This is a genomic window from bacterium, from assembly GCA_023382385.1.
In the GTDB taxonomy this organism is placed as follows: Bacteria; Electryoneota; RPQS01; order RPQS01; family RPQS01; genus JABWCQ01.
Genome location: JAHDVH010000002.1, coordinates 480271 through 491772, shown reverse-complemented (window position 1 = coordinate 491772; position 11502 = coordinate 480271). Strand labels below are relative to the sequence as shown.

The 11502-nt window shown below is 55.6% G+C and carries 10 protein-coding genes; 4 read left to right on the top strand and 6 right to left on the bottom strand.

The window, feature by feature from the left end; genetic code table 11:
* Positions 1 to 214: 214 nt before the first annotated feature.
* Together KJZ99_06290 and KJZ99_06285 are read left to right on the top strand one after the other, a co-directional pair.
* Positions 215 to 1444: a hypothetical protein gene (locus tag KJZ99_06290; GenBank protein ID MCL4305504.1), complete on the top strand. Its 1230-nt coding sequence runs from the start codon at positions 215 to 217 to the stop codon at positions 1442 to 1444.
* A gap of 12 nt (positions 1445 to 1456) precedes the next feature.
* On the top strand, positions 1457 to 1828 hold the full coding sequence (locus KJZ99_06285) for a T9SS type A sorting domain-containing protein (GenBank protein MCL4305503.1): 372 nt from the start codon (positions 1457 to 1459) through the stop codon (positions 1826 to 1828).
* A 76-nt stretch (positions 1829 to 1904) separates the two neighbouring features.
* On the opposite strand, the gene KJZ99_06280 is transcribed toward KJZ99_06285, so the two are convergent.
* The 5 genes from KJZ99_06280 to KJZ99_06260 all read right to left on the bottom strand — a co-directional run bounded on the left by KJZ99_06280 (position 1905) and on the right by KJZ99_06260 (position 4934).
* Complete coding sequence (locus KJZ99_06280; GenBank protein MCL4305502.1) at positions 1905 to 2315, bottom strand: DUF302 domain-containing protein; 411 nt, start codon at positions 2313 to 2315, stop codon at positions 1905 to 1907.
* Between the two features lie 142 nt (positions 2316 to 2457).
* A complete protein-coding gene (locus tag KJZ99_06275; protein MCL4305501.1) occupies positions 2458 to 3048 on the bottom strand; it encodes a superoxide dismutase in 591 nt (196 codons plus the stop codon).
* 176 nt (positions 3049 to 3224) lie between these two features.
* Entirely contained in the window at positions 3225 to 4043 is an 819-nt protein-coding gene (gene arsM / locus KJZ99_06270; protein MCL4305500.1) for an arsenite methyltransferase, read from the bottom strand.
* A gap of 97 nt (positions 4044 to 4140) precedes the next feature.
* Positions 4141 to 4467 carry a winged helix-turn-helix domain-containing protein gene (locus tag KJZ99_06265; GenBank protein MCL4305499.1) on the bottom strand — a complete coding sequence of 109 codons (327 nt, stop codon included), beginning with the start codon at positions 4465 to 4467 and terminating at the stop codon, positions 4141 to 4143.
* Between the two features lie 77 nt (positions 4468 to 4544).
* Positions 4545 to 4934: a VOC family protein gene (locus KJZ99_06260; protein MCL4305498.1), complete on the bottom strand. Its 390-nt coding sequence runs from the start codon at positions 4932 to 4934 to the stop codon at positions 4545 to 4547.
* A 143-nt stretch (positions 4935 to 5077) separates the two neighbouring features.
* On the opposite strand from KJZ99_06260, the gene KJZ99_06255 reads away from it, so the two are divergent.
* Positions 5078 to 7264 carry a M1 family metallopeptidase gene (locus tag KJZ99_06255; protein MCL4305497.1) on the top strand — a complete coding sequence of 729 codons (2187 nt, stop codon included), beginning with the start codon at positions 5078 to 5080 and terminating at the stop codon, positions 7262 to 7264.
* Positions 7265 to 7344: 80 nt separating this feature from the next.
* Here KJZ99_06255 and KJZ99_06250 read toward each other — a convergent pair whose 3' ends face one another.
* Complete coding sequence (locus KJZ99_06250) at positions 7345 to 7860, bottom strand: SWIB/MDM2 domain-containing protein (protein ID MCL4305496.1); 516 nt, start codon at positions 7858 to 7860, stop codon at positions 7345 to 7347.
* A gap of 923 nt (positions 7861 to 8783) precedes the next feature.
* Here KJZ99_06250 and aceE point away from each other — a divergent pair.
* Positions 8784 to 11489: a pyruvate dehydrogenase (acetyl-transferring), homodimeric type gene (gene aceE / locus KJZ99_06245; protein MCL4305495.1), complete on the top strand. Its 2706-nt coding sequence runs from the start codon at positions 8784 to 8786 to the stop codon at positions 11487 to 11489.
* The last annotated feature ends 13 nt before the right edge of the window (positions 11490 to 11502 follow it).

Here is an 11502-nt window from a genome sequence, read left to right as displayed (position 1 = left end):
CGGAGAACTATCTCACGAACAACCACTCTAACAATTGCGAGAGTGGCGGCTGCGACACTTCGGGACCATCGATGTACCTGCTGGACTCAAACAGGACCTATGTCCCTTACGTTTGCTTGATCCCGTGCCCAAACGCGTCCGGATGCGGCGACGACGAGAACGAATGCGCGTCAGATTGCAAGGCCTGGGCGTGTCTTTCTTATGGAGTCAGCTCATGCACTCCATAAGGAATCTCAAATCCACACTCCTTTGGTTGATATTGAGTGGCCTTGCGGTCGCCGTGCGCGCCGCAGTGCTGCCGGTTCCTTCGGAGTACGCAACCATTCAATCTGCCTTGGACGCAACGGCGGCCGGAGACACGGTGCTTGTATCACCGGGAACTTACCATGAGTTCTTAATTGGTCCACTGCACTCGGTCACGCTGCTTGGAGAGTTTCAGGCCGACACAACCGAAGAGTTAAGAACCGTGCTTGATCCGATCGCCGCAGGACTGGATACGCCCTCGACGTTTGAGGCGCGCGGGGACACGACCACTGTCAAGAACATTGCTTTCCTCAACCGCCCTGAGCTTCGACAAAGTTTCGCAACAAGATCGGGCGGAGTTCAAAACTCGGCATTCGCGTTGTTTATTGAAAATTGCCGATTTGATTCAGTGTCGGCAGCCATTCGAGGTGGAATGGACATCAAGGTCACCGACTCCCGCTTTCTTGGTTGTGTTCGAGATGCCATTCGGCCCTCAAGCAACGGTCGAATTCAAGTGAATCGTTGCATGTTTGAAGCAAGCGCGTACGCAATGGTCACAGGCTACAGCAGATCGCTAATTGAAGATTGCGAATTCAAACGTAACGCCCAGTACGGTCATTTCTTGAACGCGATTGGTGAAGACATCACGATTCGCAACTGCCGGTTCGGCCCAAGCGTGACGGCATTTTCCGTTTTGGTTGCCTTTCCTACGGGTGGAATGAGAATTGGGAACAACGTCTTCGAGGGAATTGAGAACGCGATGTGGGTTATCGAAGTCGGGGTCAATTGTTCGATAGTCGAAGATCCGCCAATTGTGATTCGCAATAATGTATTCAGAAACAATCGAATGACCGCGAATCAGAGCGGCATGATCCAGATCAACGCCAATTGCATGAACCAGACGTCAGGCAATCTCGCAGTCATCGAAGACAACGAGTTCGTAGACTGCTTGGGGTTGAATCATGCGCTGGCTACGGGGATCTATCTGAATGGCGCGGGCACGCTGACCGGCAATACGTTTTTGAACCTTCAGCCTCAAGATTTGCCGGATGTTCTGGCAAGCGGCGGGTCGCAGAATCCGGTTATCGCGCGCAACAACTCCTTTCTGCCGCAAGGGCTGGCCGCTCGAGGTTCGGGAAACAATTTCGATGCGCGGGAGAATTGGTGGGGAGATTCGACGGGACCATTCAACAGTGCGTAGAATCCCAATGGCATGGGTTCGGAGGTCGGCAACGGCGTCGAGTTCATCCCCTGGCTGACTTCTTCGCCGGATAGTGCGGATACGAGTGAAGTTTTAGTGAACGACATACTGCCGATTTTGCCAAGCGAATTTCGACTCGAAGTGTTTCCGAATCTGTTCAATGCGGTTGCGCAACTGTCAATATTCGTTCGCACGCCGGGGACTTATGACGTGGTTCTCTATGACGTGACGGGCCGCGAGGCTGTGCGAATACACGCTGAACATATAAGATCGAAAAGCTCCGTCCGTTTGGACATGAACCGGCTCGCCAGCGGCGTCTACTTCGCGGCGCTGCACGCACACGGCAAAACTCTCGCTACGACAAAACTGCTCTTACTGCGCTAATAGCGTTATTTAGACAAACAGAAAGCGAGACGCTTTAATGCGCCCCGCTTGTTGTTTTGGTAATCAAAAGTAATTTCTACAGCTTCTTCAGCACGTTCTGCAGTTTTTCCTCGGCCGACGCGGCGACGGGTTTCAGGTTCTCGTTCTCAATGAAAAGGAACATCGCCTTGGGATCAATGATGGACACGATCGATCCGCCGCCTTCCCGCTCCTGCACGACGACATTACAGGGCAGCATCAACCCTATTTGCGGTTCCGCGAGCAGAGCCTGCGAGGCAAGATGCGGATTGCACGCGCCGAGGATGACGTACTTACGGAAATCCATGTCGATCTTCTTCTTCAACGTGCTTTGAACATCAATCTCCGTAAGCACTCCGAATCCTTCTTCCTTCAACAGTTCGGTGACGCGCGCGATGGCGTCATCATAGCCGGTGTCGGGCAGTTCCTTCACCCAGCCATAGTTGATTTGTGCAGACGCCGTGGACATGAGCATAGCTCCAATAATCGTAATGAACAAAAACTTCATGAAATAGTATCCTCTTCTCTGGTGACACCAAAAGGGCGCACCTCACGGCACGCCCCTATACCTGCAAAAGTGAAACGCGTGATCCGCAGGTCAGCCGTGGTGCTCAGCGGCGCGCGCCATCAAAATTCTTTGCGACGGTTTCCCAGCACAGATTCTTGATGAACGCCTCAATGTAGGCGGGACGTGCCGCGCCGTAATCGATAAAGTAGGCGTGCTCATAAACGTCCATCGCCATAATCGGCTTCATGTTCCACGCAAGATATGAATTCTGCGCGTCGCCTACCCAGTTGAGCAGACGCTTGCCGTCCTCCCACCACACCAGCCAAACCCAGCCGCGCGCGGCCATGCCGGAAGCTTTCAAATCCGCGATGTATTTGTCGTAGTTTCCGAAATCCTTCTCTATCTGCTTCTTGAGGTCGCCCGAAAGCGCGCTGCCGCCCGGCGTCAAGTGCGCGAAATAGACTTCGTGATTCTGCATTCCGGCTATCGCAAAACTCAAGTCCACCTTCAGTCCGCGAATCTCGGAATACACCTGATTCGCTCCCGCGCCATCATGCGCGGCAAGCTTTTCAAGCACTTCGTTCGTCTTATTTACATATCCGTTGTAGAGCTTTAGATGCTCTTCGCAGGTCTTTTTGGAAATGCCGTCGAGTTCAAGAATCTTGGTGCCGAAATCTTTGGCGGTGAAAGCCATGGGATGGACCTCTATTGGTTTATTTTCATTGAATTGAGCACGTGCGTCGGCAATATTCAATTTCTTAAGATACGCAATTCAAAGGACATTTTCAAGCACAGAAAGACCCGACAAGTGCCGGGTCTTTCTCGATATCTTCCTTCATTTCAGTCTGAAACGAAGTGAGATATTGCAGTTTATTGACAGCAATCGCTCCCGCAGCAGGCTCCGCTCTTCGGCTTAAAGGCACGCACTTTCACCGAAGCGACGGCATCCAGTGCTTCGCTGCGAAGCGCCTCGCCGATTTCGGACAGTCCCACGTCATATTGAATTTCGTTGACAATTTCGACGTCCGTCAAGCCGGCTTCGCGTGCATAGCGTAAATAGTCTTCCTTCAGGGACGCGCCCGCCACACAACCCACGTACGCTTCGACGTTGTTCTTCAACGCTTCCGACAGCGGGCGATTGAGCACAAGATCGGAGACGAGCATGCGTCCGCCGGGCCGCAGCACTCGTGCAATCTCGTTGAAGACTCTCGGCTTGTCGGTTGAAAGATTGATGACGCAGTTCGAAATCACCAAATCCACCGCGTTATCCTTGAGCGGCAAATCCTCAATGATTCCTTCACGAAACTCGACGTTGCGGGCTTGAATGCTTTCTGCATTTGCACGCGCTTTGGCCAGCATGTCCGGAGTCATATCCACACCGATGACGCGGCCCAGTGGTCCCACCTTACGTGCCGCAAGGAAGGCGTCGAAGCCCGCTCCGCTGCCCAAGTCCAAGACTGTCTCACCCGGCTTCACATCGGCAAACTCCAACGGGTTACCGCAGCCAAGCCCGAGATTCGCACCGTCCGGCACCGCTTTCAGATCTTCCTCCGAGTAGCCGATGGCAGCTGCAATATCTTCAACATTGGTTGCGCCGCAGCAGCCCGAGGTTCCGCAACAGCTCTCGCCTCGTGCCGCCTGCCCGTACTTTTCGCGCACAACCTCGCGAATGTTCAGTTCAGTTTCCATAGCCTTCCTTCTGTTTCTGCTCGTATGTCTTACCGGAAGACTCTCCGGCAAGGTCTTCCATGCGCTATTAGCGCGTTTGTCTGACGTCAGGAATCCTCTAACAACACGACTCCGTCAACAGGTCAAAGACCTTTTTGAAGCGCTGCAGCGCGCGCGTCTCTATGCAGTAGCAGATCTTCGGCCCGTCAATCTCCCCGTGAATCCACCCCGCTTCTTTCAACTTGCGCAGGTGTTGCGACACAGTGGAAGGAGCCACAGGCAAGTGCTCCACAATATCGCCCACGATACATCCGGGACTCTGCAGCAGAAAGCGGATGATGGCCACACGATGCGGGTGACCTAAAGCCCGTGCCAGCTTGGCAAGTTCCTGATCCTCGCGAGAGGAATCCGGTGGATGGACCGTAAATGTTGGTGCGTTTTGCATAGCTTGTTTCGTCTTTCGTAAAACTACGAAATGATTTTCAAAAAGTCAAGCGGTTTGCGAACCGCTTAAAAAACTATCTACATAACAGATTGTTTTTTAGATGTATATTCAATCGAAAATCGATTCCCCTCAGGGTCCTCACCCTCGCAAATCCAGATTTCCGGCGCAACCACACGAGGCTCGCCCATCGGGACACCCCGCTCCGTCAGCTCATCCCGCGCGACCTCTATGTCATTGACTCTAAATACTAAAGAGGGAGCATCCTTACCAATCCGCCGCTTGCCGCCGGAATGGAGGCACAGGCTGCACGGACCTGTGCTGAAGACAACCCACTCCTCTTTGCGATAGTCAGAGGCATTCGGAGGATAGCTGACCCGAAGCCCCATGGCATCGCGGTAAAACTCCACCATTTCCTGCATATTCTCAACATACAGAATAACTTCGAGGAGACCTTTCAAGCAACCCATGGGTAATCCTCCGGCAAGTGTGATGGTCAGATAGATTAATATACTACAGAACCGAATTTTGAGCAACGAGTTTTGACTTGCGCACGCACTCAGAACAGACTAAATTATTGCAATGACGACGATGTAACTGGAAATGCCTCTCGATGATCTGGACCCTACTACTGATTCTGCTCGCTCCGCTGACACTTCGTGCTCAGTTGGATGAAACTCCGCCTGCTAACCCGACGGATTTTCATAACCGGGAAGCACGCCGCTGGCAGCGCGTGCTGGAAAACCGCGAACATGCTACGCTGGATGAAACGCAAAACGACTTTGATGTCCTGTATTACGAACTTTGGATTGATTTGCGTGATTTCACGGGGCAACAGATCACAGGACGCACGGATGTTCACGGACGCGCTCTGCTGACTAATTTCCGTGATGTGGTGCTCGACTTCTGTGACACGCTGACTGTTGACTCCGTGCGCGGGGCCGGCGGGGAAGTGCTGAGTTTCGTGCACTCCAACTATCAGATCGTGGCTTCGCTGGAACGTGACTACGCGCTTGACGAAGAGTTTCTGCTCTCCGTTTACTATCACGGAAGACCCTGTCTCGGCGGAGGGATTTCCACATTTGACTGGTTCGACCGCTTGGTGTCTCCCGGCTACTACGTGCCTTCCATCTCCACACTCTCCGAACCGCTGGGCGCGCGCGACTGGTGGCCGTGTAAGGACCTGCCGGACGACAAAGCCGACAGCGCGCGCATTCATCTGACCGTTGCAGATACTCTGACCGCCACATCCAACGGCGTGCTGGAATCTGTCACCGTGCTCCCTGCCAGCGCGAAACGCTTCAGCTGGTTCGAAAAGTATCCGATTTCGAGTTACCTGATTGTCGCGAACGCCACCAACTACGTTCAATTTGACGACTGGTATGTCTCGACTTCCGGCGACAGTCTGCCGCTCGAATATTATGTCTATCCCGAAAAGCTGACGCAGTCCATCGCGGACTTTGACATTATGCCCGATGCCATCGCGCTCTTCGCGGAACTCTTCGGCGAGTATCCGTTCATGGGCGAAAAATACGGCCATTCCATGTTCCGCTGGAGCGGTGCCATGGAGCATCAGTGCAACACGTCGTACGGCAGAGGCCTTGTGAACGGCGCGGGCACCTACGACTGGATTCTCGTCCACGAACTCGCGCATCAGTGGTGGGGCGACATGGTCACGCTCGCCGATTGGCCGCACATCTGGTTGAACGAGGGCTTTGCCAGCTACAGCGAGGCACTGTGGTTCGAGCACCTTGGCGGAGCTTCGGCGCTGCAAAGCTACATGGTCAGTTCACAGCCCGTCACCGATCCCTCGGGGCCGATTGTGAACCCCTCCGACCTGTTCAGCGGCAATACCGTCTATAACAAAGGCGCATGGGTGCTGCATACGCTGCGCGGCGCAATTCAAAACGACTCGCTGTTCTTTGCCGGTCTGCGCGAGTACCGCGCACGGTTTGAGTACGGAAACGCCGACACGGAAGAGTTCCTGCTGGCCATGTCAGATGTGGTGGGCTATGACGTCACACCGTTTGTCTACGCCTACCTCTACGCAACCAATCGCCCGAGCTACCGCGTGTCATACGGAACCGGAACGGTGGACGGCGCGCTCAAAACCGCCGTGCGGCTGCGCCAGATTCACAACGTCCCGCCGCTTCCGTTTACCAACAGAGTCGAGCTGCGTTTCGGCGGAGCACAAACGGTCACGCACACTGTAGTCTGCAGCGCCTACCGGACGGAATACTTGTTTGACCTCGGCTATTCTCCCTCTTCGCTGAGCTTCGACCCGAACTCGTGGTTTCTGAAGACTGTCTCCAACGAAGCGTTGCAGCCCGTCTTTCTGAACAGCTCCCTCACACAAGGGACGCAGCTTTCCCCGTATGCGGACACGCTGGTGGCCATCGGCGGCAACGGCAACTATACCTTCTCCCTGATTGGCGGCACGCTGCCAGATGGCATTGCGCTGGCTGCTAACGGACACTTGACGGGAACGCCGGGCACGGGAGGCAGTTTTCCGTTGACCTTGCGTGTGCGCGACACGAACAATCAGGCCGACACCACTCTGCTTGTTCTGAACGTGAGTTCTATTCTTGAGCCGCCGCAAGCGCTGACGATTCATGCTAACGACGACAGCACCGTCACGTTGCGCTGGCAGGCCGTGGCCGGAGCGGCCAGCTATGATATCGTGGCCGCGACCGACCCCGACTTCTTGAACTCGGAAGTGATTGCCACCGTCCTAAACACCGTTTTCGTGGACAGCACGGCGACTGAACAGAGATTCTATCAGGTCTTGGCGAATCCGTAGCTGGTTTCCTTCCAGCGGAAAAAAGCAGCCCCGCAACGTGCGTTGCGGGGCTTTCTATCAGGCGGGGGTGCTTAGAGCACTTACTTGGCGGGGGAGAGGTGCTTGCTGACGAGCTTGGTCATCTCGAACATGGAGACCTGCTTCTTGCCGAACAGCTTCATCAGCTTGTCGTCGGCATTGATCATCCGCTTGTTCGTCTTGTCCTGCAGGCCGTTCTTCTTGATGTAGTCCCAAATCTTCTTGGTCACATCCGTGCGCGGCATCGGCTTTGCGCCAATTACGTCGCCCAGCGTGGCCGACGGCATCATGGGAGCCATGAACGCGGCATTGGGTTTACGCTTCACCTTGGGCTTGGCGGCCTTCTTCGGGGCGGCTTTCTTCTTTGTCGCCTTCTTGGCGGCCTTCTTCGGGGCGGCTTTCTTCTTCGTGGCCTTCTTGGCGGCCTTCTTGGCCGTAGCTTTCTTCTTCGTGGCCTTCTTGGCGGCCTTCTTAGCCGTAGCTTTCTTCTTCGTAGCCTTCTTCGGCGCGGCCTTCTTGGCCGTGGCTTTCTTCTTGGGGGCCTTCTTGGCGGCCTTTGCCTTCTTCTTCGTCGCCATGGATTGTCTCCTTTGTGCGAGGGTTGTTTTCGTCAGGGATTATCTTGCAGTCAGTAAATGGCCCGACAGGGGGACGGACTGCGCCCCGTGTGATGTTTCGGACCGTGCGGCGGTCCAAGTGATCTATCATCAAGGCCCGCTCCGACAGGTGACGCGGGCACGAATCCAAAGGAGAATGTCACGCGCATGGCACACGCGACAATACACACTCGCAAATATATGCACTTTGTAATTCTTGTCAAGAGGGTCGAGCGCTCCGCATAAGACTGAAATTCATTCCCGATTTCGTCCATGCTCTCCCGCCTCAACGCTCGTTTTGCAGACTGCTGAAGACACCCGCGGAGCTTTCGCCGAGTGCAAGCCCCCCGCTTGCAAAGTGCTCCGCGCGTGAGTCACTGCGACCGAGCCGTCGTACGCACGCAGGCAGAGAAGTTATTAAAACAGAGTAAGTTGAGTGTCGGTTCGCAGGGCGGATTCCGCAACTTCTGCGGGACTCGCGCTGCTCTGCAATCGGCATGAAGCCGCACCGGATATTCGGGCGAACGGACTGCGAAGCTCCCCTGCTTCGGCACGCGCATACAAGTGAAATGCTTGCTGCGCAATGCGAAAATTCTCCGTTGCGCGCGCGAGCAATTCAAAAATTTTCAGTGGGGAATGCCTCTTCCCGCGAATACGTCCTGCTAAAATCGAGTTCAATTCACCAGCCGATATGTGGAGTAGGCGTCGACAAAAGCCCGACCAAAATCGATTCCGTAGCACCCGTGGAACCATGCCCTGACTCCCGTGGTTTGAATCTCGAGCTGAAAATGGGTATATTAGGGGCTGTCCCAAGCGAGATTACGCCCCAGATGGCTAACCGCTACGGTGGCATTAAAGTTATGAAAGGACCCAACATGAGTGTTCCCACTCCGGCTGAACCGGCCATGACTCTGGAGAATATCCACGACGGTTCCGCCTACAATCCATACCGCGGACTGGCCCAGCCTGAAGACATCGAAATTCAAGAGTGGATTGACTCGCTTGAATACGAATATCGGCATGGCGGCCCCGAGCGTGTGCGAGAGCTAATGCATTGGCTGCAGATTCATGCCCAAAAGCGCGGCGTCTCTGCGCCGTTCCCCCTGACCACTCCCTACGTCAATACGATTCCCGCCGACCGACAGCCCGCATTTCCCGGAAACCGCGAAATCGAGCGCCGCATCAAGAGCATCATTCGCTGGAACGCTATGGCAATGGTCGTGCGGGCCAATCGCGCCGAAGACGGAATCGGCGGACATATCTCCACCTATGCGTCGTCCGCCACCCTTTTCGAAATCGGTTTCAACCATTTCTTTAAAGGACCGGAGCACCCCGACGGAGCGGACCAGATCTTCTTCCAAGGGCATGCGTCCCCCGGCATCTACGCGCGCGCCTTCCTCGAAGGACGACTCTCAATTGAGCAACTGCGCAATTTCCGACATGAACTTCGACCCGAAGGCGGACTCAGCTCCTATCCGCATCCATGGCTGATGCCCAACTTCTGGCAGTTCCCCACCGTGTCGATGGGACTCGGCCCGATTATGGCCATCTATCAGGCCCGCTTTAATCGCTATCTCGAAAACCGTCAACTCAAACCGCATACCGATTCGCACGTCTGGGCCTTCCTCGGTGACGGCGAAACCGATGAACCCGAAGCGCTCGGCGCAATCGGTCTGGCCGGACGCGAAAAACTCGACAACCTCATCTTCGTCGTCAACTGCAATCTGCAGCGGCTTGACGGCCCGGTTCGCGGCAACGGCAAAATCATTCAGGAACTCGAAACCATCTTCCGAGGTGCCGGCTGGAACGTCATCAAAGTGATCTGGGGCAATGACTGGGATTTCCTGCTCTCCGAAGACACGCACGGCAAACTTGTCAGACGGATGGGCGAGGCCGTCGACGGCGACTACCAGAAATACACCGTCGAGTCCGGTGCCTATATCCGCCAGCACTTCTTCGGAGCGGACCCCGAACTGCTCAAACTGGTCGACCATCTCTCGGACGAACAGCTCTCCAAGATGCGGCGCGGCGGACACGACCCCGAAAAAGTCTATGCCGCATTCAAAGCCGCCGTCGAACACAAGGGACAGCCCACCGTGATTCTGGCCAAGACTATCAAAGGCTACGGTCTTGGTGAAGCCGGAGAGGGCCGCAATATCACGCATCAACAGAAAAAGCTCAATGACAGCGAGTTGATGCACTTCCGCACGCGCTTCGGCATTCCCATTTCCGATGAAGCCATTGCCGCCACGCCGTTCTACAAGCCGCCGCAGGACAGCCCCGAGATGGTCTACATCAAAGAGCGCCGCGAAAAACTCGGCGGACCAATGCCCCAGCGCAGAGTGGAAGTCCAGCCGCTGGAACCGCCGAAAAAAGAGTTCTGGCAGGAGTTCTTCGAGAGCAGCGGCGACCGCGAAGTCTCCACCACGATGGTCTTTGTACGCATTTTGGCCAAACTCCTGAAAGACGACATTTGGGGCAAACTCGTCGTCCCCATCGTTCCCGATGAAGCGCGCACCTTCGGCATGGAAGCGCTGTTCCGGCAGGTCGGCATCTATTCCAGCATCGGACAGCTCTACGAACCTGTGGACCGCGCGTCCCTTCTCTATTATAAAGAAGCCACCGACGGACAGATTCTCGAAGAAGGCATCACCGAAGCAGGTTCCATGTCGAGCTTTGTCGCCGCGGGAACCGCTTACGCCACGCACGGACTGAACACCGTCCCCTTCTTCACCTTCTACTCGATGTTCGGCCCGCAGCGTATCGGCGACCTCGTCTGGGCTGCCGGCGACATCCGTTGCAAAGGCTTCATGATGGGAGCGACCGCCGGACGCACGACTCTGAACGGCGAAGGGCTGCAGCACGAAGACGGCCACAGTCCCGTTTTGACGCTGCCTGTGCCCAATCTCATGGTCTATGATATCGCCTTCGGCTACGAACTCGCGCTCATCATCCGCGACGGTCTGCGCCGCATGTATCAGGAGCAGGAGGACATCTTCTACTACCTGACCATCCAGAATGAGAACTACACGCATCCCGAAATGCCGAAAGGCGTTGAAGCAGGCGTGCTGAAGGGAATCTACCTCTATAAGAAAGCCGAGGACAAGAAGGCGCGGCCGCGCGTCAATCTGTTCGGCTCCGGTTCCATCATGCTCTCCGTGCTCGAAGCGCAGAAGCTGCTGTCCGAGAAATACGGAGTCGCTGCGGATGTCTACAGCGTCACCAGCTACAAGACCCTCTACACCGATGCGCTGGCCTGCGAGCGGCACAACATGCTGAATCCGACCGAGCCGCCGCGCGTGCCGTTCATCACGCAAGCCCTAAAGGACGGCGCGGATGTGACCGTCGCGGCTTCCGACTACATGAAAACGCTGCCCGACCTTGTGCGCAGCTACGTCCCCGGCGAATTCCACTCTCTCGGCACCGACGGCTACGGCCGGAGCGAAAGCCGCACCGCACTCCGCGATTTCTTCGAAGTCAGCGCACCCTACATCGTGCAGGCCGCGCTCAGTAAACTCGCGCTGCAAGGAAAAGTCAAACCCGAAGTCGTCGCCGCGCACATGAAAGAGTTCAACATCACCGGCGACAAACGCGACCCCTGGGTGTCATAGGGGAACAGGCAGC

Bases quoted from the DNA above. Each gene is read 5' to 3' on its own strand.
- KJZ99_06265 (MCL4305499.1), bottom strand. From the start codon at position 4,467: ATGCAAAACGCACCAACATTTACGGTCCATCCACCGGATTCCTCTCGC.
- KJZ99_06275 (MCL4305501.1), bottom strand. From the start codon at position 3,048: ATGGCTTTCACCGCCAAAGATTTCGGCACCAAGATTCTTGAACTCGAC.
- KJZ99_06260 (MCL4305498.1), bottom strand. From the start codon at position 4,934: ATGGGTTGCTTGAAAGGTCTCCTCGAAGTTATTCTGTATGTTGAGAAT.
- KJZ99_06280 (MCL4305502.1), bottom strand. From the start codon at position 2,315: ATGTCCACGGCGTCTGCACAAATCAACTATGGCTGGGTGAAGGAACTG.
- KJZ99_06285 (MCL4305503.1), top strand. From the start codon at position 1,457: ATGGGTTCGGAGGTCGGCAACGGCGTCGAGTTCATCCCCTGGCTGACT.
- KJZ99_06290 (MCL4305504.1), top strand. From the start codon at position 215: ATGCACTCCATAAGGAATCTCAAATCCACACTCCTTTGGTTGATATTG.
- aceE (MCL4305495.1), top strand. From the start codon at position 8,784: ATGACTCTGGAGAATATCCACGACGGTTCCGCCTACAATCCATACCGC.
- KJZ99_06255 (MCL4305497.1), top strand. From the start codon at position 5,078: ATGATCTGGACCCTACTACTGATTCTGCTCGCTCCGCTGACACTTCGT.
- KJZ99_06250 (MCL4305496.1), bottom strand. From the start codon at position 7,860: ATGGCGACGAAGAAGAAGGCAAAGGCCGCCAAGAAGGCCCCCAAGAAG.
- arsM (MCL4305500.1), bottom strand. From the start codon at position 4,043: ATGGAAACTGAACTGAACATTCGCGAGGTTGTGCGCGAAAAGTACGGG.